Source organism: Aequorivita capsosiphonis DSM 23843 (assembly GCF_000429125.1).
In the GTDB taxonomy this organism is placed as follows: Bacteria; Bacteroidota; Bacteroidia; order Flavobacteriales; family Flavobacteriaceae; genus Aequorivita; species Aequorivita capsosiphonis.
Map to the genome: position 1 here is coordinate 75842 of NZ_AUBG01000002.1, position 24886 is coordinate 100727.

18 protein-coding genes are annotated in these 24886 nt (G+C 36.5%); 5 read left to right on the forward strand and 13 right to left on the reverse strand.

Going from position 1 to position 24886, the window contains the following annotated elements; genetic code table 11:
• Window positions 1-22: 22 nt before the first annotated feature.
• The 3 genes from G440_RS21635 to G440_RS0102710 form a co-directional block, all read right to left on the reverse strand.
• Window positions 23-184: a hypothetical protein gene (locus G440_RS21635; RefSeq protein WP_342663949.1), complete on the reverse strand. Its 162-nt coding sequence runs from the start codon at window positions 182-184 to the stop codon at window positions 23-25.
• Between the two features lie 212 nt (window positions 185-396).
• Complete coding sequence (locus G440_RS21640) at window positions 397-861, reverse strand: hypothetical protein (RefSeq protein WP_342663950.1); 465 nt, start codon at window positions 859-861, stop codon at window positions 397-399.
• Between the two features lie 91 nt (window positions 862-952).
• Window positions 953-3889, reverse strand: a complete 2937-nt coding sequence (locus G440_RS0102710) for an FAD-binding and (Fe-S)-binding domain-containing protein (RefSeq protein WP_026449895.1) — start codon at window positions 3887-3889, stop codon at window positions 953-955.
• A 218-nt stretch (window positions 3890-4107) separates the two neighbouring features.
• Here G440_RS0102710 and G440_RS0102715 point away from each other — a divergent pair, with 218 nt between their 5' ends.
• From G440_RS0102715 to G440_RS0102725, 3 genes are all read left to right on the forward strand, one after another.
• Window positions 4108-4602 (forward strand): hypothetical protein, encoded by a 495-nt coding sequence (locus G440_RS0102715; RefSeq protein WP_026449896.1) that lies wholly within the window; start codon window positions 4108-4110, stop codon window positions 4600-4602.
• 139 nt (window positions 4603-4741) lie between these two features.
• On the forward strand, window positions 4742-6190 hold the full coding sequence (locus G440_RS19330; RefSeq protein WP_051285108.1) for an amidohydrolase family protein: 1449 nt from the start codon (window positions 4742-4744) through the stop codon (window positions 6188-6190).
• 58 nt (window positions 6191-6248) lie between these two features.
• Entirely contained in the window at window positions 6249-6527 is a 279-nt protein-coding gene (locus G440_RS0102725; protein ID WP_026449897.1) for a type II toxin-antitoxin system RelE/ParE family toxin, read from the forward strand.
• On the opposite strand, the gene G440_RS0102730 is transcribed toward G440_RS0102725, so the two are convergent.
• From G440_RS0102730 to G440_RS0102775, 9 genes are all read right to left on the reverse strand, one after another.
• Window positions 6518-6835, reverse strand: a complete 318-nt coding sequence (locus G440_RS0102730) for a hypothetical protein (protein WP_026449898.1) — start codon at window positions 6833-6835, stop codon at window positions 6518-6520. The two genes, G440_RS0102725 and G440_RS0102730, sit on opposite strands and share 10 nt — an antisense overlap.
• A gap of 74 nt (window positions 6836-6909) precedes the next feature.
• On the reverse strand, window positions 6910-8046 hold the full coding sequence (gene bshA / locus G440_RS0102735) for an N-acetyl-alpha-D-glucosaminyl L-malate synthase BshA (RefSeq protein ID WP_026449899.1): 1137 nt from the start codon (window positions 8044-8046) through the stop codon (window positions 6910-6912).
• A gap of 400 nt (window positions 8047-8446) precedes the next feature.
• Complete coding sequence (locus G440_RS0102745; protein WP_026449900.1) at window positions 8447-11365, reverse strand: serine hydrolase domain-containing protein; 2919 nt, start codon at window positions 11363-11365, stop codon at window positions 8447-8449.
• Between the two features lie 16 nt (window positions 11366-11381).
• Window positions 11382-11867: a hypothetical protein gene (locus G440_RS0102750; protein WP_026449901.1), complete on the reverse strand. Its 486-nt coding sequence runs from the start codon at window positions 11865-11867 to the stop codon at window positions 11382-11384.
• A gap of 64 nt (window positions 11868-11931) precedes the next feature.
• Complete coding sequence (locus tag G440_RS0102755; protein WP_026449902.1) at window positions 11932-12723, reverse strand: (Fe-S)-binding protein; 792 nt, start codon at window positions 12721-12723, stop codon at window positions 11932-11934.
• An 85-nt stretch (window positions 12724-12808) separates the two neighbouring features.
• Window positions 12809-13243: an LNS2 domain-containing protein gene (locus G440_RS0102760; RefSeq protein WP_026449903.1), complete on the reverse strand. Its 435-nt coding sequence runs from the start codon at window positions 13241-13243 to the stop codon at window positions 12809-12811.
• Window positions 13244-13296: 53 nt separating this feature from the next.
• Window positions 13297-14628, reverse strand: coding sequence for a 4Fe-4S dicluster domain-containing protein (locus G440_RS0102765; RefSeq protein ID WP_026449904.1), 1332 nt, complete (start codon window positions 14626-14628; stop codon window positions 13297-13299).
• Between the two features lie 3 nt (window positions 14629-14631).
• A complete protein-coding gene (locus G440_RS0102770) occupies window positions 14632-15582 on the reverse strand; it encodes an MlaD family protein (protein ID WP_026449905.1) in 951 nt (316 codons plus the stop codon).
• 54 nt (window positions 15583-15636) lie between these two features.
• Window positions 15637-16755, reverse strand: a complete 1119-nt coding sequence (locus G440_RS0102775) for an N-acetylmuramoyl-L-alanine amidase family protein (RefSeq protein WP_026449906.1) — start codon at window positions 16753-16755, stop codon at window positions 15637-15639.
• A gap of 338 nt (window positions 16756-17093) precedes the next feature.
• On the opposite strand from G440_RS0102775, the gene G440_RS0102780 reads away from it, so the two are divergent.
• Both G440_RS0102780 and G440_RS0102790 read left to right on the forward strand, forming a co-directional pair.
• Complete coding sequence (locus G440_RS0102780; protein WP_026449907.1) at window positions 17094-19859, forward strand: putative LPS assembly protein LptD; 2766 nt, start codon at window positions 17094-17096, stop codon at window positions 19857-19859.
• A 143-nt stretch (window positions 19860-20002) separates the two neighbouring features.
• On the forward strand, window positions 20003-20383 hold the full coding sequence (locus G440_RS0102790; RefSeq protein ID WP_026449908.1) for a Rid family detoxifying hydrolase: 381 nt from the start codon (window positions 20003-20005) through the stop codon (window positions 20381-20383).
• A gap of 91 nt (window positions 20384-20474) precedes the next feature.
• Here the strand turns inward: G440_RS0102790 and G440_RS0102795 are convergent, their stop codons facing one another.
• On the reverse strand, window positions 20475-24857 hold the full coding sequence (locus G440_RS0102795; protein WP_245574817.1) for a translocation/assembly module TamB domain-containing protein: 4383 nt from the start codon (window positions 24855-24857) through the stop codon (window positions 20475-20477).
• Between the last annotated feature and the right edge of the window lie 29 nt (window positions 24858-24886).

Here is a 24886-nt window from a genome sequence, read left to right on the forward strand (position 1 = left end):
ATATCTAATAATCTTGATATTTTCAATTTAAGATATCGGTAGGGCTAATTCCGAACTTGTTTTTAAAAGCTACACTGAAGTTGGAAAGATTGTTATGGCCAATCTCCAAATAAATATCAGATGCTTTAAATCGCTTGTTTGCAACAATTATTTTGCCTTTTGGAGCCTTTTTTAATGAAACCATTTCCCATGAAAAGCTTTATATTCTTTGATGAAATTGCGCTGAAAAGTAGATACACTCATATTGCATAAAAAAGCGATTTCCTCTAATTTTAAATTGGATTGTATTTTACTCTCAACCGTTTTCTTAAAAGCTGAGTTCTCACTAATTATTAAGGAATACAAATACAATTCAAATCTTCTGACTTATTTCTGAAGAAGGTAAAGCATTAATTATTAGAACCATATGGAATGAAGGTTCATCAAAAAAACCGAGGGAGCGATACTAATGGTCGATAATGAAATTAAGTATGAAGTAATGTACGCATTATTTCTTATTATAAAATAAGGATCTTCATCCTCTACTTCATCTTTATTATTGGTATGTTTTTCTAAAAATTCAACAAGTCTTAGTTGTGAAAAAAAGAAGAGCTTGCAGTAATAACTGGGTTCTGCTTCCAATAACTCCGTCCATAGCCAATTGCCTTTTTTGAGAAGCAATGATTGATCTTTGTTTACCGCCACTGACGTTCCAGCAAAGTGAACTTGCTTTTTACCAACTTGCAGAAAGCTAAACATATTCATTCCCAAATTCACCTTGCTTTTAACCACATCGCTGGTCATTTTAAAGTCATAGACAAATAAATCTGGGGTTTCCTTTTTATCGTCAAGATAAATTTGAGGGATGTTTTCTATGGGCATCTTTCTTCCTTTTCAGGCTGCAACTTACCTATAAATATACAAAATCAGTTTCATTATAAGCTTAATCTGTCATGGGGCGTGGATCAAACCATCACTTTTTCAACAGCGCATTTTTTAGAATCGTAACAGGATGGAGCGCTTCTCTTCCTGTTCCATCTTTTATTTGATGACGGCAACTCGTTCCGTTGGCTGATATAACAGTATCTTCGGAAGCTTTTCTAACAGCGGGAAATAGCTTCAACTCCCCTATTTTCATACTGACATCATAATGTTCTTTTTCATAACCAAAACTTCCTGCCATTCCACAACACCCAGACGTAATGATAGTTGGTTTATAGTTTTTAGGAAGGTTTAAAATATCAAAGGTCACCTTTTGATTACTCAAAGACTTTTGATGGCAATGCGAATGTATTTTAATCTGTTTTTCTTCGGAAGTGAATTGTGCTGCGGAAATATTTCCACGTTGAATTTCATTTGATAAAAACTCCTCTATCAAATACGTGTGTTTTGAAATTGTTTCTGCCGATGGTTTTTCGTCTGCCAATCGTATATATTCGTCACGAAAGGAAAGAATTGCGGAAGGTTCAATTCCAATCAAGGGAGTTGATTCTGAAACTTTTTCTTTTAAAAATGCAACGTTTATATTGACCTCCTTTTTCGCTTCTTCCAAAAAACCTTTTGATATCAAAGCGCGACCACTGTCTAAGCTGTCAATAATTGTTACTTTATAACCTAATCCTATTAAAAGTAGATACGCGTCCATTGCTATTTCAGCATCTAGATAATTGCTGAATTCATCTATAAACAACAAGATGTTTTTTAGATTTTTGCTACTAACTGTTTTAATCGCATCATATTGATTTACAGTATTTTTAACTAATGTATTAAAACTTTTTGTTGAAACAGGTGGCAAGGAGCGATTACAATGAACGCCAGCGATATTCTTAATGATTTTTGAGGTGAAATAATTCGTGAAAAACCAATTGGAAAGCTTGGGAACTCTCGAAGCCATTTTGTTCAATTTTGTACTTTTTCCGAAGACTTTATTGGAAAAAGAAACGCCATTCGCTTTATTGTATTGATATAAAAACTCCGCTTTTGCAGTGCTTATATCTACGTTGCTGGGGCATTCGCTTGCACAAGCTTTGCAACTTATACAGAGATCAAAAACCTCTTTTAATTCTTCTGAATTGAATTTATTGACAGCTTGATTATTGGTCAAAACCTCACGTAATGCATTTGCACGAGCACGAGTGGTATCTTTTTCATTTTTAGTAGCGTGATAACTGGGACACATCGCACCCGCAGCATCTGCTGTTTTCCGACAATCCCCGCTGCCATTACAGTTTTCAGCCAGTCGAAGTATGCCTTGATAATCACTGAAATCCATAAGTGTTTTCACTTCTGGCTCTTTTCGCCCAATTTCATATCGCAAGGATTCATCCATTTTAAAGGCATCAACGATTTTCCCGGGGTTTAAAATGTTTTGTGGATCGAATACATTTTTGATTCGTTTTAAAAGCTCGTAATTCTTTTCCCCGATCATTAAGGAAATAAACTCTGCTCGAACAATGCCATCACCATGTTCTCCAGAAAATGATCCTTTGTATTTTTTACAAAGCATGGCTACATCCGTTGTGATTTTTCTAAAATAATCAACATCCTCTTCTTTCTTTAAGTTTAAGATGGGGCGCAAATGCAACTCTCCCGCTCCTGCGTGTGCATAATAAACTGCCTCTTGATTATACTTCTTCATCAAAGTGGAAAACTCCTTAATATAGGCCGATAAATCCTCCAGCGCTACTGCGGTATCTTCAATACAAGCGACTGCTTTTCTATCGCCGACCATATTTCCCAATAAACCAAGACCAGCTTTCCGAAGTTCTAGTGCCATTTCAATTTCGTCTCCTCTTAAAACAGGATTGTGATAGCTATAATTTGAAAGTTTTAGCGATTCCAATAAATCATTGACCTGATTCTCCAAATCTTCTTCAGAAGGGCTTTTTAATTCGAGCAATAAAATCGCTTTCGGATTGCCTTTTACAAAAAAACGATAAGCTTCGTAGGTTTTGCTTTTTTTGGTACAATCGAGGATTATATTATCCATCATTTCGCAAGTATGCAAATTGTGTTGCATAGCTATTACAACATCGTTTAGACAGGCTTCCAATGAGTTATAATGTGTTGCGATCATTGCCCTAAACTTTGGTGGTAATGGATCCAATTGAAGGGTTATTTCCGTAGTAAACGCCAGCGTGCCCTCACTTCCGCAGAGCAATTTACACAAGTTGACTTCTTCTTCAAATTCCCCAAAAACAGTTGTATCCAGCAAACTGTCAATTGCATATCCCGTATTTCTTCGGTGAATTTCTGGTTTGGGAAATTGATTTCGGATTTCTTCCTGTACTTCTTCGGGGATCAATTCGTTGTAAAGCGTTTTATAAATATTTCCTTCCAAAGAATTCGAGTGCGTTTTCTCAATAAACTCTTCTTTTGAAATTACTTCAAAAACAATTTCTTCACCATTAGAGAGCAGCGTTTTCAGTTTTAGCACCTTATCACGAGTCACTCCATATTGAATAGATGTCGTGCCGCTACTATTGTTACCTACCATTCCGCCAATCATACAGCGATTACTGGTAGAAGTGTTAGGGCCAAAGAAAAGTCCGTAGGGTTTTAAATAAGCATTAAGCTCATCTCGAATTACTCCAGGTTGAACAGTTATCGTTCTTTTCTCTGTATCCAGGGAAAGGATCTTGGTAAAATGTTTTGAAACATCTACGATAATTCCATCACCCACACATTGCCCAGCAAGAGAAGTACCAGCAGTTCTAGGAATAAGAGAGGTGTAGTTTGTTTCGGCAAATGAAAGCAGTTGTTTTATTCCTCTTTCATTTTTTGGATATGCAACCGCGAGCGGGATTTTTCTATATACTGAAGCATCTGTGGCATACAATGAAGTATGAAGCGAATCTGTAAAAAATTCGCCATTAAATAGCCTTTTAAAATCGTCGAGTTGCTTTTTCATTTCAATTATGTAAATGTAAAAAACTTCGTTAACAAAACTTTGTAAAATTTAGTATTGAGATTAGCTTCGTGTTAACGATTAGCGCCCATTATTACAAGTATTTTTACATCCTATTATTAGAAAATAAATTTAAGTAACATATTATTAACTAACAGAGGGTTTACTTTTTAAAATATGTAATTTAAAAGGAGATAGCCTTGAATTAAAACAAAATTTAAATGAAAAAATCAATTTTAATTGTGCTGCTTATCGCAGGTTTTGGATGGCAAGCGTCTTCGCAGGAGATTTCAAAGAATGCTATCGGTCTTCGTCTTAGCGAAAGCGATGGTTTTGGACCAGAAGTAAATTATCAACGTGCTTTGGGCGATAATAATCGTTTAGAACTTGGCTTAGCTTGGCACAGCAAACGTTATTGGGATGCAGTGAAACTAACAGGGATCTATCAATGGATTTGGAATATTGATGGCGGCTTTAATTGGTATGCAGGCCCAGGAGCTGGTGTTGGTTTGGTTAGTTATGATTATAATGATTATCCTCCATATAGAAGAGATGATAAATCAGAAGCTTTTGCTTTTATAACTGGAGATGTTGGTATTGAATACAGCTTTGATTTTCCGCTGCTTGTTTCTTTTGATTTTAGGCCTCAAGCGAATTTTGGATATCGCGAAAATGTCAGTTTTGATGTTGGTCTTTCCGCGAGATATCAGTTCTAAACACTTTTTCTAAATATATTTTTGTGAAATGCCCCTTTAAAAAAGGGGCATTTTCCTTTTGATAAAACAGGAAAAATCCTGTTTTATGCTTTTGAGATTTATTGCAACTTTATAGATTGATAAATACCCCCGTGTAAAAATGAACTATGTTGATATACATTGCCACCCATCCTTAAAGCCTTATAGCAAGAGTTTTAAATATAAACCTATCAAAAAGAACGCTTTAGATCCAAATAGAAAAAACTCCATTTGGCACTATAGTCCGCCCAATTTTTTGGAAAAGTTCTTAAACAGATTGGTTACGCTTACTAAGTTTACCCAAACTGATCTTACCGCACTTGCCAAATCTAAAACCAAAGTTGTTGTTGTAGCGCTTTATCCTTTTGAAAAGCATTTCTTCGGAAAAGAGATAATTGGTATTAAGGGTGTTACCGATGTTTTGGTGAATCTTGCGGCAAGTATTAGCCAATCGCGAATGGATTATATTAGAAGCAACAAAGATTATTTTGTCGATTTGATGGATGAATATAATTATTATCAGCAGCTTCACAATCAAGTTGAAAATATTGACGGAGTTATTTACACGTATAGACTGATAAGAAGTTTTAATGAAATTGAAACTAATTTTTCACAAGAAACAGATTCAAAGAAAATAATAAATATCCTGATTACCATCGAAGGTGGCCATAGTTTTAACACTGGTATTGAGATGAATAAAGACATGGCCAGTCGTACAGAGGTTTTAGGTAATATTAAAACAATCAAAAACTGGGAACACCGCCCCCTTTTCCTAACCTTGGCACATCATTTTTACAATGAAATGTGTGGTCACTCCAGAAGCATATCTATTGGGATGCTGAAAAAAAATCAAAATCGAGGATTAGATAGTGGTATTACCGAGTTAGGTTATGAAGCTATTGATCTTTTGCTTGACAATACGGAGGGCAAAAGAATTCCAATAGACGTAAAACATATGAGCACTTCCTCTCGGAAATCGTATTATAAGTTGCTCGATACAAAATATGTCTCCCAGAAAATACCGATTATTGCCAGCCACGCGTGTTGTAATGGAAAACGGTCCTTTGTACAAAAGGATCAAGCAGATTTTCCAGAACACGCGGAGTGGTTTTGCAATATTGATATAAATTTTTATGATGACGAATTGATACGGATTGCCCGGAGCAGTGGGATACTCGGGATACAGTTGGATGTACGGCGCATAGGAAGCACCAAAGCCATAAATGATAGCAAGGTTTTTTTTCCGAATAAACGAAGGCAACTTAGAAAGAAGGCTTTATTGGTTTGGCGGCAAGTAGTGCATATTGCAGAAGTGCTTGACAAGGAAGGTCTATTTTGTTGGGGAATTCAGAGCATTGGTAGTGATTTTGACGGAATTGTAAACCCCATCAACGGGCTTTGGACTGCCGAAAACATGAAGGACTTAAGCGAAGAACTGTTAAATCACGCAAAATCATATATTTCAAAAAACAACACCCTGCTGAACAAGTTCAATAGAATTGAAGCGGAAGTAATTATTGAGTCTGTTATGCATCAAAATGCAATGCAGTTTATTGAAAGGAATTATTAAATGGAAATCAATCTATTTTTCTTAAAAGATAAAAACATAATTGTTTCAATGTTATTAAATGGAAATCATTTGGACAAATAGCGCAGTTATTGATAATCTCGATAATATTGAATATCTACTTGATGAGTGGAATATAAATGTGGTTTTGGCTTACGAAGAAAAGGTGTTGGAAATTGAAAAGCTTATTCTTACAAATCCAGAAATAGGTATCTACGATAAAGATTTGAATCTTTATAAAAGATTAGTAGTGCCTCAAATATATATGATGTATGAGATTAGAAATGAAAAAATATTTATTTTAAGAATGTGGAACAATTATAAAAAACCTTATTGGTAAGATTCTATTTTCAGTCTCATCGCGGTTCTGACATCTTCGGAAGTCATAGTGTTTCCATTCTTAATGTCAGCTCTTCCTTGTTCAATCTCAGCTAATAATTCATGTTTAAAAGCTTCGTTCGGTTTTATTATCTTCACTATACTTAGTACTTCATCAGGCGTAAAAGATAGGTTTTTCAGCTTTCTGTAAAATGTAGGTGAGGAAAAACCCACTTCTTTGATGATAAAACCTTTTTTATAGGGAGAATTATCAATTAGTTCTTCCAGAGCAGCTAATATGTTTTTATATTCAATAATCTCTTGTATCATTTTTGAAGTAAATTTACTACGTTTACATGCTAATATAGTAAATATTGAGAACTTACAATGGATAGAACTAAAAATTATGAAGGATTTTTCTGAAGAATAGCCTCTTTATATAATTCTTCATATAGAGGCACTATTTTTTTGGTGTCAAAAACCATTGCAGATTCTACTGCCTGCTTTTTAAATTTATTCAGAACCTCATCAGAAGCCAATATTTTTAATGCATTTTCTGCCATTTCATCCACATTGCCAACATCGCTTAAAAAGCCACTTACCCCATCAATATTCACTTCTGGCAATCCACCGGTATTACTAGAAATTACTGGAACGCCACAAGCCATTGCCTCTAGTGCGGCAAGACCAAAGCTTTCTTTTTCTGAAGGAAGAATAAAAAGATCTGTAAAGCATAAAATTTTATCAACTTCATTACTATTTCCCAAGAACAGCACCTTATCTTCAATTCCCTTTTCTGCAGCTAGTTTTTCACAGGATTCCCGTTCAGGGCCCTCTCCAACAATTATTAACTTGGATGGAATTTTTTGCTGAATACGGTCAAAAATTTCAATGACATCTTTTACACGTTTTACGGACCGAAGGTTACTCACATGGGTAATGATTCGCTCGTGTGGTTCCGCCATCAGATCGCGTTGACATTCTGTAAAAGGATTTATTTTTTTCGGAATATCAATAAAGTTAGGTACAACGTGTATTTCCTTTTTAATATTGAAGAGGTGAATTGTATCTTCTTTTAAACTCTTTGAAACCGAAGTAACCACATCACTATTATTGATGCTAAAAGTGACTGCAGGTTTGTAAAATGGATGGTTTCCCACCAAGGTAATATCTGTACCGTGAAGGGTGGTTACCATTGGTATGTAAATATTTTCTTCCTCGAGCATTTTCTTCGCCATGTATCCAGCATAAGCGTGTGGGATGGCGTAGTGTACGTGAAGAAGTTCAATCTTATGGAGTTTTACCATATCAACCAATTTACTGGATAAAGCCAGTTCATAAGGCTGAAAGTGAAAAAGAGGATATTCGGGTACGGAAACTTCGTGAAAGTGAATGTTTTTCGAGAGTAACTCAAGCCGTACTGGCTGTTTATAAGTTATAAAATGAATTTCATGACCTTTTTCTGCTAGCGCCAATCCGAGTTCGGTGGCCACTACTCCACTCCCACCAAAGGTAGGGTAACATACTATTGCTATTTTCATTTAACTGGTTTCAAGTTCAAAGTTCAAGGTTTCAGCTATTTTAAAAGTAAAATAGCTTATAACTAGAGTTAGGTAATTTCTAAATATTTTCCAATTCAGTAAAATCGTATATTCTTATTTTTGCTTCCTGTCTTACTTCTTTTGAAGGCAGTAAAGGATATTCAATTTGCATTGATCTTAACGCGCCATCTTTTTGTGAAGCAACAGGAATTACTTCTCCAATAGTAAATTCAAATAACCTAATATTTACTATCGGTTAAATTTTATATTTTACTGATAAATTGTTTGTATCCACGAGGTTACGAGACAGTTTGTTCATTAATATATCTAGTCCATTTTAACCTAAATTCGTCGTGGGTCTTATAGCGAAGCGGTCGTGGCTCCCTTTAGTCCCTTTTATTTAATAATCAATTGCCTCATAAATGGCTGCTTGAATATTGCTGCGTAAATCACTTTTAATCAACTTTCGGTTTGTGGCATCTGGAAATGTTCTATTTGATAAAAATACATAAACAAGCTCCTGTTCTGGGTCTGCCCATGCAAAGGTGCCAGTAAAACCGCTATGTCCAAAACTGGTCATAGAAACACAGCCACAAGTTGGTCCTACGGTTCCCAATTGTGGTTTATCAAAACCAACACCTCTCCGTACATTTTTATCGCAATAATAACAGGTGTTAAACTTGTCTAGTACATCTGGATTAAAATAACGTTTCCCTCCATAAAAGCCTTTCCAAAGATACATCTGCATTATTTTGGCAACATCGTTGGAATTGCTAAACAAACCCGCATGTCCGCTGGCACCGCCCAGCATCGCCGCACCTTGGTCGTTAACATAACCCTGAACTTTCTGATTTCTAAAAAGATTATCTTGTTCTGAAGGCGGAATATTGTCTTTGGAAAATTTACTTAACGGGTGATAAAGAGTATAGTTAGCTCCAAGTGATTCGTATATATTTTCTTGAACAATCGTGCCAAGTGGTTTGTCGAATTTCCTTTCAAAGTATTTCTTTAAAATATAATATGGCAAATCACTGTATTTGTATTCCAATTTCGAGTTCAAATCGCTTTCGCGTATTTCCTTATAAATAGTATCAATATAATCCCTTCGCATATATAGGTTTTCCGCTACTTCAACGTTAAAATTCTTTCCGGGAATGTCTGAGTAATACTTCGAAGATACTCCAGTTTTGTCATCGTTAAAAGTATGACGGTAAAAAGGAATCCACGCCTTAAACCTTGCATAGTGTGAAAGCATTTGTTTTAAAGTGACATTTGCTTTGTTGGAATGCTTGTACTCTGGAAGCATTTCAGAAAGCTTTGTGTTTAAGCTTAACTCTTTCTTATCTACCAATTCCATTACTAATGGTAGTGAAGCCAAAATTTTTGTCAAGGAGGCGAGGTCATAAATATCTGTATCCTTTACCTCTATTTTCTTGTCGTATTCGTGGTAACCAAAATTTTTTTGATAAATCACTTTTCCCTTGCGCGCGACCAGAATTTGTGCTCCGGGAAACATTCCTTCTCGAATCCCTAGATTCGCAAGGGAATCTATTTTTTTCAACTTATAGCTGTTAACCCCGACACTTTCAGGAGTTCCATATTGAAGTCTTCGTAAGGATTTTGTTTTAAAAGATGTATTTAAAGGAAAGTCTTCGCCTAAAGAAACAGGTAAAACACCCTTAGCTTCCCGAGCGCCAAAAATAAGCTGCGCGGAAAGTTCTTGTGAGATCTTGCTGTTTTGATAGGACATTATTATGCCTTCAAAATTTGCTGTAGTTTTTAAATCTAACATAGCATAAGGTCTGGCAAAAACATCTAAAATAACCGTATTTGTTCTTGCTATTTCATATAACCAAACCACTTGGTTTTGACTGAATTTATAACCCTTCCAAGGGTTATCATTAGATTTATGAAAGCCGATAATTACATAATTGTACTCTTTTAATTTCTGAATATAATCATTTAAACTATTTGCCTTAACCCATTCTACATTGCCGTATTTTTTCAATTCCTTCAAAAAATCTTCTCCTGAATCATCACCAAAATTCACATAAGCGATCTTCTTCTTTTGTAAATCTTTTATAGGAAGAATTGCGCGATCATTTTTGATTACTGTCAGCGCATTATCTATCGCTTCTTCATAAAGCGCATCGTCATTTACCGAATTTAAATCGTCAATTAAATAATTGGTGTTTACCGGCTTGTAATGATTGAGCCCTACTTTGTATTTAGCATATAGAATTTTTTTCACTGAATAGGCCAAACGTTTTTCAGTAATTGTTTCATCGTTGTAGGAGTTGACAAGAAACACCATCGCCTTTGGAACATCTTCGGGAATTAATAACACATCATTTCCGGCTAAAAAAGCTGCTAATTCAATTTCACCAGGTTTTTTAAAGTTGGAAGCGCCCTTCATATTTAAGGCATCTGTAAAAATAAGGCCATTAAAACCGAGCTCTTTTTTTAGAAGGTCTGTTACAATATTATAAGAAAGTGACGACGGATAATTGATACGTGGTTCAAGGGCAGGTACGTTTAAATGGGCCACCATCACGCTGTTTAGCCCTTCATTTATAAGCTTTTTATAAGGGTATAACTCTAAAGAGTCCAGACGTTCTCTGGAAAAGTCAATAGTGGGCAGTGTTTTGTGACTATCCGAATCTGTATCACCGTGGCCGGGAAAATGTTTTGCGCTTCCCATAACGCCAGCACTTTGCATACCTTTCATAAAAGCTAAACCTTTTTCGGTCACATTGTCCCGATCTTCTCCAAAAGAACGGTTTCCAATGATTGGATTTTTTGGATTGGTGTTTATATCTACAACAGGTGCGAAGTTAATGTGAACACCAAGTCTCTTTGAGTGTTCCCCGATTCGGCGACCCACTTTTTCAACTATTTTATTGTCAGTGATGGCGCCTAAGGTCATATTCCACGGAAAGGCATAAGTGGAATCAAGTCGCATGGCCAAACCCCATTCTGCATCCATTCCAATCATTAAAGGAACTTTAGCGAGGGATTGAAACTCGTTATTCAGCTTAGCTTGACGCACAGGACCACCTTTGGAAAATATGATTCCTCCAAGATGATAATTCGTGATTAAATCTTTTATTTTATCGGTTTTGGCCTTTGGATCACTCGAAAAAATATCGACCATAAAGAGTTGGCCTATTTTTTCTTCTAGTGACATATTATCGTAAATGCTATCTACCCATTTCTTTTGATTTTGAAAATCAGTTTTTACAATTAAGGGATTGTTTTCCTGAGCAAAGAGCGGGAAAAACAAAAAAACGAGAATACTAGCCAGCAAAAATCTCTTCATATCTAAAAAAAAGGAATTATGGTAAAAATCTATTGTGCCAGCTTTCATGAGCTGGAATCTCCCAATTTTCTAAATATTCGGCTTTTGTATTTACGAGATTATTAAAGACTATGGTGTTTCTGGAAACGGACTTGTCTTTTGCCATTTTCTTGAAATCAGCCAACGGCTTGTACGCTATATATTCACCTGAGTAGAAGGTAACATTCATTTTATCAAGCAAATCAACATTGTATTTTTCCTGTAGAGTCTGAATAAAATGTACCGAAGCATCAATGCTACAACCCGAAGCCGAAGCATTTGCTTGATTGAGCCCAAACACAATAAAACGATTGTATTTTAACTCTAAACCTGCTTCCAAAGCAGCACCGTGGGCAGTCCATTTAATTAAAAAATCTTCAGTTACTTCTTTAATTTCAGCAACTTCTTGGTCGCTTAATTTTCTATCGGCCTGATAGACCCATATTCTGGAATCGTCAGGTAAGTTTTTAAATTCTGTAAGCATTTTGGAATTTTATTTCATTTTTCTACAAGGAGTCGGCCGCGATGGGAACACCTTACAGGAGTGTTTATAAATCGTCTGCACTTGCAATCATTTCTGCAATATCCATGACTTGAAGGTTTTCTTCGGCATTCTTAGCCTTTACACCATCGGTCATCATGACCATACAGAATGGACAGCCAGTAGCAATAATTTCTGCGGAAGTCTCTTGGGCTTGCTCTGTTCTCGCTACGTTTATCTCTTTATCTCCGGGCTCGGCATCTTTAAACATTTGCGCTCCTCCTGCGCCACAGCACATCCCATTACTTTTATTTCGCTTCATTTCCACGAGCTCCACTTCCAACTTCTCAAGTAAATTTCTAGGCGCTTCATATTCGCCATTCGCTCTTCCTAAGTAACAAGGATCGTGAAAAGTGATTTTCTTTCCTTTGAATTTACCGCCTTCCACTTTAAGTCTTCCTTCTTTCAATAAGGATTTTAAAAATTGGGTATGGTGCATTACTTCATATTTTCCGCCAAGTTCAGGATACTCATTTCCTATGGTATTGAAACAGTGCGGACAAGTTGTTACTATCTTTTTAATTCCATAACCGTTAAGGACTTCAATGTTAGTCATCGCTTGCATTTGGAACAAAAATTCGTTTCCTGCTCTTTTTGCGGGGTCACCGTTGCAGCTTTCTTCGGTTCCCAAAACCGCGAAATCTATATTTGCTTTATTAAGTAATTTTACGAAGGCCTTGGTTATTTTTTTTGCACGATCGTCAAAGCTTCCTGCACAACCCACGAAAAAAAGCACTTCGGGTAGCTTGCCTTGCGCCGCGTATTCGGCCATTGTTGGGACTTTTATATTTTCACTCATTATATTAGGTTTCAGGTTCCTTGTTGCAAGCAAGTTTCAGGTTGCAAGTTTCAAGTTCCAGGTTCGGAATTTGGAATTTTATTTTCTAGTCTTCAAACACTTCAATCGTTACTTCTTTTTCCACTAAATCGGTAAATTTTCCTCTATATCTAGTGGCTTTTACTAAGTGGTTATCCACCCAATGATAGTTGCCACCACGTGGTTTCCCCATCAACATGCTGTGATATTTAAAACCGTGCTCTGCCAGCCATTTTTCAGTTACTTCTCTGTGGGATTCGGTACGGGAGGTGAAAAAACATATTATATTGCCTTCGTCATACCATTTATTCAAGGTTTTTAAGGCATCGGGAAATGGTTTACAAGTTCCCATTCGTTCGGGTTCTTCATTGGGAATATCCTCGGTAATGGTCCCGTCAATATCTATTAAGTAGTTTTTCACTCCTTCAGGCAGGATTGGGCTTACGTGTTCACCCTTTTCTACTTTATCGTGCAACATTTTTTCTACTTCTTGTTTTTTCATTTCTTAATTCTATTTTAAAATGATCCTCGATTTTTTTGAGTTTGTATAGCATTTTAATTTTCGTCCATCCAATTCAAACGGTCCTGTTGGTTGTAAGGCCATGGCGCTCCGTTATTTTCTATATTGGTCATAGCCGTATTTAGTTCTTGTGGGGCTGCGGACTGTTCCATCACCAGATATTGTCGCATATCCATAATGATGCTCATGGGCTCAATACTTACAGGACAGGCTTCTACACAAGCATTACAGGTTGTACAAGCCCATAGTTCCTCAGGGAGGATATAATCATTAAGCAGTTGCTTATCATCTGGTTTGAACTCCCCATTTTTGTCAATATTACGGCCCACTTCTTCCAAGCGATCCCGCGTATCCATCATAATCTTTCTAGGAGAGAGCAATTTACCAGTCATATTAGCTGGGCAAACACTGGTGCATCGGCCACATTCTGTACATGTGTAAGCACCTAGCAATTGTGTTGTACTTAAATCCATCACGTCACTGGCACCGAATTTTGCTGGTGCCTCTGTAGCGTCTTCATCAGGAGCGGCAAAGGGATCGGCATCTGGATCCATCATCATTTTTACTTCAGCAGTAACGGATGCTAAATTTTTAAACTTTCCTTGCGGCACTACCCTTCCAAAGTAAACATTTGGGAAGGCCAATAATATGTGGAGGTGTTTCGAAAAATACAAATAGTTCAGGAATGCCAAGATTCCTAAAATATGAAGCCACCAAGCACTACGTTCTATAACCATCAATGTTCCTTCAGAAAGGCCATCGAAAAAAGGAACAATAAATTGACTGATAGGAAATGAACCAGCTTCAACATAATGCGCTACACCCAAAGATTGTAGTGATTGGTCTGCAGCGTTCATTGTGAGGAAGAGTATCATTAAAACCATTTCAAAATACAAAATGATATTTCCATCATTTTTTGGCCAGCCTTTCATCTCTCTAGCCCAAAAACGTTTTAGCTTTTGAATGTTTCTTCTCGTCCAAAAAAGAATAACGCCAACTAAAACCAAAAAAGCCAAGATTTCAAAAGAGGCAATTAAGAAATTGTATAATCCAGTAGGGAGAACAGTTGAAAGTACTCTGTGTGTTCCAAAAATACCATCTATAATAATTTCTAGAACTTCAATGTTAATAATAACAAAACCTACATAAACGAATATATGAAGCAAACCTGGAATTGGACGAACGACCATTTTAGATTGGCCGAGTGCGATTCTAAATACATTACTCCAACGTTGGCTCTTATGGTCTGAAGCATCTACTTTCTGGCCCAATTTAATGTTGCGAATTATTTTACGAATATTGAAAGTAAAGTAACCGATACCGGCCGCAAGCGCGATGATGAAGAGTATGTTTGGGATGTATTGCATGGTTTATTCGTCTGGGTTGTCTGGAGTTTCGTATTCTTTGTTCTTTTTGCCGAAAACAGAAATATGCACGTATCGTTTCGGATTTAGTTTTACATCTTGTAGCAGTTGTTCCAATTGTCTTGAAGCTCCTTCTAAATTTTCATATAACTTATCGTCCTTGAGAAGTTTACCTATGGAACCTTCCCCATTATCTACACCTGATACAATACCATTCATCTTGTCAACTACATTTTGTAAATCGGATACCAGTTTTCCTGTTTCCAGTTGCGACAAAGAATCTGTTAGCTTGGAAAGATTTCCCGCAGTTTTGTCCAGATTGGTAAAGGTGTTATCCAGCTTTCCGGTGTTGTTTGCAAGAATATGATTTAAATTTTCCGAAACTCCCGCAAATGAATTCAAGGTTGTGTTAAGATTGGCGATTGCTTGCTGTAAATTGTTCCGCGTGTCTTCATCTACAATTGCGTTTACGTTCAGCAATAAGGTGTCAACAGTGGCCAAGGTATTGTTAACCTTTTTCTCTAGTGGACCTAAAGCTTTGGTAACCGCTGTTAACATTCCATCTTCAATATCGCCGCGCAATGTGTCGCCACTTTTGGCAATATTGTTTATATCGTATTCAGGGAAAACCCCTAAGTTTTTTCCGCCGATTAATCCAGCGCTATAAATTCTAACGATACTATTTTTTGAAAAATCAAAATCTTTTTCAATAGTGAATTTTACAAGAAGACCCCCTTTATCATTTAAGAATGTGATATCCTGAACCTTTCCAACGGTCAATCCATTGATGGTAACAGGTGCCGCTTGGGCTAAGCCTTCCACATTATCATATTTTACAAAAAATTCGCGATTTTTATCTAGCAGATTTGTGCCTTTTAAAAAACTGTAGCCAAATATAAGTAACAGGATGGCGCCAATGGCGAGAATTCCGGTTTTAACTTCTTTCGATAGTCTCAAATGTATATTTTTAGATTGTGAACAAATTTAAGTGATAAATATAAAGAAAGCACATTAATTGGCTTTCGATTTTAACACTTCGGGTAGATTAACCTTTTTTCCCTTCTTAAAGGCAACTATATAGGCCGTGGGATATCCTTTCTGCTGGACGTAGGTTTTCATTACCTGAATTTTGTTGTAATCTGAAGTTTCACCATAATAATACTTGAATAATCCATCTTCCTTATGGCGATTTACTTCATTAAGACCCTTGAAGTTATATGGTTTAGGATCCATTTTTTTATTACTTGCGGCCAATTGTACTTTAAAAGTTACGTCCTTATAAATATCCTCTTTTGTGGTTTCAATTACCTTTGTCACTTCTTTTTCAGTGATCACTGGAACTTTAGTGGTTTCAGGTGCCAATGCAATTAGGTTTTTATAAGAAAGTATTCCATTAGCAATTTCTCTGGCTAATTCGCTTCTTCCTTTTTTTGAATTTACATAGGGACCTTCTGAGTTATTCGTTAAGAATCCTAATTCAACCAAAACGCTTGGCATATATGAACTATGTAAAACCCAAAAAGGGGCAGATCTAACACTTCGGTCTTTTCGTTTTAGATTATTCACTATATCATTTTGAATAAGTCCAGCCAACATAATACTTTGGTCTAAGTATTCTTCCTGCATGAGGGAAAAACCTATAAAAGACTCCGGAGAGTTCGGATCAAACCCAGCATACTTTTCTTGATAATTGTCCTCCAGAAAAATTACTTCATTCTCTTTTTTGGCAGTTTCAAAGTTTTTATTGGATTTATCAATACCCATCACAAAAGTTCCAACGCCATGAGCTTGCGAATTATGGGAATCGCAATGTATTGAAACAAAAATATCTGCATCTACTTCGTTTGCAATGGGCCCTCTTCTGTATAAATCTATAAAAACATCGGTTTTACGCGTGTAAACTACTTTAATATCCTTATGGGCTTCCAAAATTTTCCCTACTTGCAGCGTAACATCCAGAACAATGTCTTTTTCATAAAAACCATTTCCTCTATTCCCTGGATCCTTGCCGCCGTGACCAGCATCCAAAACTATAACAAATGGTTTTGTAGGCTTTTCTGCCGCTTGAACACTTAAAGTATAGAAAGAAATACTTATTAGTACGAAAGTAAAAAATGTTTTCGTTGTCATATAGCTGTTAACGATTGATTTTAGTGATTATTATTAAAAAATGATGCTTTGAAATACCAAAGCTTCACTGCACGAATGTTGACGGTTTCAGCTTTAAAAATAAAAAAGTATCCCATTATAACCAAAACGTTCTATTTCTATAGAGTAGCTAAGGAAAAATATAGAAAAAGTTGCCTGTAATGATTCCTTTTTAGTTTTGATTCAAAATAGACTTATTTTTCTTTAGTTTTGGTTCGTGGATCTTTTTCAGTGCTGCGTTGTGATTCCTTTTTTAGTCGAATTTTCTTTTTTCCAAATTTTTCATTTAAAAAAACGTACCCGAAAAAATATGTTTATTTTTGACCGTTTCAAATACTGAGCCAAATCTACAAAATAATAGCATCAGAGCATTGCAGACTAATAGGCATTACTTAACAATTTTCTTAACATCGCTGCTTTTTTGCTGCACAGTTTTGCATGCTCAGGATATTCCTCCCAAGAATGAGGCCAATATTCCAATTACCGCCAAAGAAGATACGCTTTCAGTAAACCTAAATAGAATTGCTGAAGCGATCAATGAAAAAGCTCAAGATACTGTTAAGACCGATACAGTAAAGCCTCCCAAGGAAACTTTGACCGATATTGTTGATTATTACGGTGAAGATTATGTGTTGCTCAACAGGAAGGAAAACAAGATTTACATGTATAACAACGCCTATATTATTTATGGGGATATGCGTATAGATGCAGGCTTAATAATTCTAGACTATAACAAAAATGAAGTATATGCCAAGGGAATAGACAGTGCAGGAGTTTACAGCCAACGCCCTATCTTTGTTCAGCAGACAAATAGAGTTGAACCGGATTCAATTAGATATAATTTTGACTCTGAAAAGGCCCTTGTCTATAATAGTAGAACCGAACAGAATGGTTTTAACGTGATTGCCGAAGTAACCAAAAAAGTAAACGATTCCGTTGTGTATCTTCGAGATGTGAAGTTTACAACTTCAAAGAATATTGACGACCCTGAGTATTATTTCTACACCCGAAAAGCAAAATTTGTTCCTAAAAAGAAAATTGTCACAGGCCTGACCAATATGTATATTGCCGATGTGCCAACCCCAATTGGACTTCCTTTTGCATACTTTCCACTAACAGAAGATCGTACTTCCGGGTTTATAATTCCTTCCTTTGGAGAAAATAACAATCGAGGATTTTTTATGCAAAACGGTGGCTATTATTTCGCCATTAATGATTATTTAGATCTAAGTTTATTGGGAGATTATTACACCAATGGAAGTTATGCCTTACGTGGTGAATCTGCCTATGTTTTAAAATATAAGTATCGCGGAAATGTTAGTGCCCGCTATGAAAGCTTAGTAAACAGTGAGCGTGGTTTTCCTGATTATAGCGAAAGCAGTATCTATAATATTCGTTGGACGCACTCCCAAGACGCCAAGAGTAATCCGAGTTCCCGTTTTTCAGCGTCGGTGAATATTGGGAGTAGTAAATATTTTACACAATCCATAAATCAGACCAATAATGCCAATGCCTTGGTAAATACGCTGAGCTCCTCCATTTCATACGCCAAGACTTTTGAAGGTGATCCGCAGGTCAATGTTACGGTTGCAGCTACGCATTCACAAAACACAAAAACGCAGAAAATATCCATGTCGCTTCCTAATTTGAATGCGAGCATTTCGAGGATCTATCCATTTGCACCTAAAGACGGAATCAAAAAAGGTATCATCCAGAATATAAATTTCCAATATGACTTAACAGCGGAAAATAGAATCGAGACGGATGATTCACTTTTTTTTAAACCCGAAATGTTTAATAATGCACAAATTGGTGCGCAACATAGTATTCCTATAACTACTAACTTTAAAATCTTAAAATATTTAAGCGCCTCCGCAGGAACCAACTTTAGAGAAACTTGGGTTTTGAAAACTAACCGGCAACGCTTTGACGAAAACATTAACGATGGTAAAGGAGGCATAGTCAAGGACACGGTTTCAGGTTTTGAAAGCTATCGAACCTACAATTTCTCAACGAGCTTGGGTACCACTTTATACGGACTTTTCAACTTCGGAAAAGATAAAAAAATACAAGCTATTCGCCATGTGGCTCGCCCTTCTATTAGTTATAACATAAACCCTGCGTTTGACAGGTATTATGATGAATTTAGAATTCCAGACACGGCGAACGAGGCAGGAGGAGAAATATATGAATATTCCCGTTTTGAAAACACACTGTACGGGGCTCCAGGTAAGGTGTATTCAAGCAATATTGGGCTGTCTTTAAGTAATACTTTTGAAGCAAAAGTTCGCGCCTCAGATACTATGGTAACTGAACCAAAAAAGGTTATTCTACTTAATAACTTAAACTTTTCTACCGCCTACAATCTCGCTGGGGATTCGTTGAAATGGAGTCCGTTACGGTTTACAGGAAGTATTCCCATTGTGCCGAAATTAGATTTTAACTTCAGCGGAACTTTAGATCCTTATGCCTTGGACAACAACAACCGAAAAATAGATGTGTTTAATATCAACAATGGTGGTAGCTTGTTCCGTCTTACCAATGCCAACGTGAGTATCAATTATTCTTTCTCAAGTAAAGATTTTGAAACCAAGACGAAGGATTTAAGCCGAATAGATAATGAAACCTTCCGAAATGGTGGTCGTCCAGATGATCTTTTTGGAGAAGCACCCGATATTTATGACGGACAAATTTACAAGGACGATGATGAAGATGATACGGAAAAAGCCAATGTGGAGTGGTATAATTATAAAATCCCTTGGGACGTGCGTTTTGCTTACACGATAACCTATGGCAACAATCAGAGACAGAATGAAATCTCAAGTCAGTCTTTTATGATGAGCACCAACCTGCAGCTTGCTCCAAAATGGACGATGGGTGTTTCTTCTGGTTATGATTTTAAGAATAAAGGTGTCACTTTAACGCAATTCCGTTTCCAGCGCGACTTGGAAAGCTGGCAAATGAGTTTTAACTGGACGCCAATCGGTAGTATTAATACGGCCTGGTATTTCTTTATAGGAATAAAATCCTCGGTGCTGAGCGATATTAAGTATGATAAACGTAGGGAGAGTGATAAGAGGTTATAATCCCCCTAGCCCCATTCCTCCGGCAGGCAAGCCCGAAGGGGGGACAAATAACAAATGATAAAAACCAAATAACAAATTCCAAATAACAAATAAATTCCAAATTTTCTTAACTTTTAAACCCATCAACTCTTAAACTCATATATATGAAAAAGATAATCACCACTAGCAACGCCCCTGCCCCTATTGGTCCATACAATCAAGCAGTTCTCCAAGGCAGTATGCTTTATACTTCTGGACAAATAGCATTAGATCCAAAAACTGGAAATTTAGTTACAGATGATATAAAAACAGAAACCAAATTGGTGATGGAAAACCTAAAAGCTATTCTTACGGAAGCAGGAATGACCTTTGAAAATGTAATAAAATCGAGCATATTTATTAGCGATATGAACAACTTTGGTTCTATCAATGAAGTGTATGCAACCTATTTTAACGAAGCCACCGCCCCTGCTCGGGAAACTGTTGAAGTAGCGAATCTGCCGAAATTTGTAAATGTGGAGATTTCTGTGATTGCTTCGCTTTAAGATTTTTTAAAAAAATATAAAATTTAAAACCCTGCGAATACGTGGGGTTTTTATTGTTGAAAAGTAGAAATTCTAAGCACCGTACAACTTGTTAGTTACCTTCTTCCTCCGTCTTTGTTTCCTGCGGCTTAAAATTTACGGGAAACCGGCTGTCATCAGGAACTACGAGAAGTTCAGATTCTTTAACCATCTTTTTATTAAACAGCTTTTGGTAGAGTTCTCTAAACGTATTAAAATCTACCGAATATGAAATACCAGTACCTTGTTCAAAAATTTGATCTTCTCCAATAAATTGAAGATCCGCTTGACGGTTAAAAAATTTCATTCTAAGACTTCCATCTTCATTTATTAGCCATTGTACCTCAATATCTCCTGCTACGGCAGTTTCATTGGCGCCGCCCACAGGAACCCCCACTTTACCATTGATTAGAATACGTTCGTTAATCTGGGTTGAAAGCGTTATTCCGAAGCGGTCCGCCGTTTCTTGACTTGGCGTCCTATTCCCCACGGAATAATCTAAGCCTACTCTGAATTTACCATCTTGATCTGTAAAAAGATCGTTTACCAAGCCGGATACTCGATCAGCCAAAGTTCCGGCAAAGGCGTTAGACCCTGCATAATTGTCGTTCACAAATGAATTAGAGGCCAACAAGAAAAGTGCTTGATTCTGCATCTGCTCCTGATTTTGAAGCTTATACTGCAACTCGCTTTTTAATGTTGAGCTTACGCGAGGAAAATCAATATTAAAGGAAAGTGCTGGCTGCGCAAGTTCTCCATCCAGCTTTACAAATACTTCAACAGGAATTTTGGTGTTGATAGATGGATTGTCCAATAATACGGAAGGATTTGCCTGTGTTTTATATACAGCGCTTAGATTGAGATTAGCTCTTTCGGGAGCACCGTCCCAAGTAATATTTCCACCAGGAACCACTTCAATGTTTCGCTGAATAATACCACCATATCTAAAATCGTATTGCCCTTCATAAACCTGAAAATCACCGTACATCTGGAACTTTCCATTGGTGTTAATTTCAATTAGCAGAATTCCGGCTCCACGTCCTTTCAGGGTAGAATTGTTAACCTTGTCTACCACTACTTCCACTTCGGCATTTTTATTAATATCAAGCTCAAACTTTAAGGTTAAACCTTTTACTTCCTCTGAAACTGTGGTTTCTCCATTTATACGGGCTGCTTTTTCACTGGGTGAAAGAAAATGTACAAAAGAATCATCACTGATAGACTCTGTGTCGCTAATGGGGATTTTAAAAGTCGTTCCTTCCTCAGTAGTAGCATCCACGTCTATTACCAATTCATCAATTGGACCAGCTATCTTTGCGCGGCCACTTATAAAAGCAGTTCCATAATAGAGCGCGTCTTCTTCTGGCGGCGTGTCAAGAACCAATAATTTATTTGGGGCTTCTACATTTAGGTTTAATTCCCAATTCCGAAAATTATTATGTGTAGCGTATCCATGGAAAATTCCATCGGTTTTATATTTAGTGTCTTTAATATTGGTTCGCTCAATTTCTAACCGATTCTTTGTTACAATAACTTGTGCATTATCTTCTATGTCAAAGTCTGTATTTAAATAAGGAACTTTTAAACCACTGTTTTCCAAATTAATTCGACCAAAAATATCAGGCGATTTATAATTGCCAGAAACACGCACGTTCCCTGTAGCTAATCCGCGAATATCGGAGATCACTGAACCGCCAAAAGGACTAAATGCCTGCAAGTTGAATTGATTGAGATCAACATCAAGCTGGATTCGCGGATTGTTGACGGAAACATCAATCTCTCCTACAGCATTGATGGATTTTACATCTTCATTTATAAGTGTAGTATTAATTTTGTATCTAGTGAGGTCTTCGTTACCAGCAATTTTAAAATTCAAATCGCCGAACGGAATTTCGTTGATAATTACATTGTCAATGGTAACAGCACCATTTGGGAAGTAAGCGCCATTTTTTTGAAGAAAATCGATTTTCCCATTTGTATTTCCTTGCAAACGCAAACTGTCTATTTCTGGGGTTATGTTCCCAATATTTACATCCCTTAAACGAATTTTTAAATCTTTATATGTTGAATCGCGCAACACTCCAGCCATCTGGATTAATTCCTGGTTGTGACTTAAAACAAGGGAATCAATTCGAACCTCTTTAAAATTATCATCAAAAACAACTTTGTTTAAGCGATTGTTGTTTTCGTTTAAGTACCAAACATTTCCTTTATAGGTGATATCAGATTTTTTTACACCAATCACAGATTTCCCTGCTGGGTTGATTGTGTGATATAAAGAAAGGTTGAAAAGGTCTTCTTTTTTAGGACCTCCGGTAAATTCGGAACGAACATACATTGTGTCGTTTAAAGTTTTATTGATGATGTTCAAATCCTTTAAATTGTAAAATCCTGTATATACAGAATCGGCTGATATATAGGTGTTATACAATGGATTGTCGTTATCCATCTGAACATTTAGTTTGCCTATATAATTGTTGAAAAGAATAATTTCTGGCGATCTAAAATCCAATTCAAATTTCGATTCATCAGAAGAAACGGAACCGTTTAAACGTGTGTTATCACCAAGTTTTAATTGTGGTATAAATACGTCCACAATTTTATTATAGACCACGAATTCGTAGTTTATATATTGATTTGTGGTCACTTCCCTGGGAATATAATTCGCATAAATACTCGCTACTCCATTCTGAAAAAGATTGGGTATATCCTCAATTAAAAACTCGCCGGAAATTTTTCCATTTATAATATCCGGGGAATTAATTTCAATGGTTCGCACTGAATCCTGAAAAGACGATGTCACCGTAAAATCATCAAAATAGAAGTTATCGCGTTCGTTTTGGTAAAATGTCTGATTAAAATTGATCGTTCCTACTACATCATCTATTGTTTTACCTTCCATGTCAACCACCACTTTTCCCGTAAAAACGGATATGCTGTCGCGAGTCATTAGTTTTAACTGGTTGAGCTCGGCGTACTCCACATCGGCCTCAAAATCTAAATTATTGGTTTCTCGGGAAGCATCTATCAAACCTTTAAAGTCTAATTTTAGGTTCGGATCGTCTATACTTAACTCGCCATTGAAAAGTGGGTTTTTTAAGTTTCCAGAGACTATAATGTTTTTATAGTTATATCCTTCAAAATTGAAAGAAGATATTTTCCCCGAAATTTCAGTATTTACATTGTCTTTATTAAAACCACGTCCGTCAAAATCTAGATTTCCCGTCATTTTTCCGAAGGAAGTTGTTTTCGTTATTTTCCCTAGATTGAAATCTTTAAACATTACATTTCCCCGGTAATAAGCGTTGTCAATATTGCTTATATTGCCTATTTTCAAATCTAGATCAGCATTTCCTATTCCACCACGCAAGTTGCTATTTGTATTTAGCTCATCTCCTACTATGGAAGTATTCCCGGTTAAATTAAAGCTGCCCAATTCCTTCAATTCCACAGGGATCACATCACCCAAAACCTTGGGCATAAATCTTCTCAATTCAAAATAATTGGTTGAAATATTATGATGGTTCGCTCTTATGGAATATCCTTTTTCAAGTGCTAGAATATTTTGAAATTCATAATTTCCTTGAATATAAGTATCGCCGGTTCTAAGTTTAAGATCATCCGCAGTAAAATTATTTAAGGTTCCCGCAATTTCTGCGTCAAGCAGTATCAACTGATCCGGACCAAATTCGTTATAAAACCCGTTTAAGTCGTTTGTTGATATTTCTGAATCTTTCAAACTGGCAGTAATCACTACGTCATTGATAAAATCTGACATTCCATTTTTAGAATAATCCAAATCCACATCACCTTTTATTTTAGACTCGGTGGTTTCCAAGTTCATATCTTTAAGGGTAATGTTTGTGGCGGTATATGAAAAATCGGCTTGCAAATCTTTAATTTCGAATCCTCTATTTGAAACAAGAGACAAGGCTTTGACATTTACAGTAACATCTGGCCCGTGTATTTTAAGGTGATTGGCAACAATATTTACTTGATTAAGAATAAATACCTCTGGATTTTCAAGGTTTTCATTAATAATCTTCACCTTGCTATTGGTTAGCGTCACATCGTTTCCTAGAAGCGAAAAAGGCTTCGTACTGGGCTTCCCTGTATTAAACTTTTGGGCGAAAATAGAGAGGTTGTCCGTTTCTTCATCTTTATAAGTCTTAACGTAAAGTTTGGCGTGGTCCAGCGCAATATTTCCAAAACCGAGATTTCCCTGAATGAGTTGCCGAAAGCCTATAATATTAGTTTGCAGTTCTTGGCTATATATTAAAGTGTCATTATGATGATCGGCAATAAATACTTCCCGAATATCCACTTCTCCTTTCCAGTTAAGGCCTAAGCGTTTTATATTAATATCGGTACCGTAAGTATTATTGAGTTCGGTAGTGACCTTTTTTGCGGCCCAAGTTTGCACGGAAGGAATGGAAAAAATAATAATTATAAGCACAAGCAGTAATACAATGATTACAAAGGTGC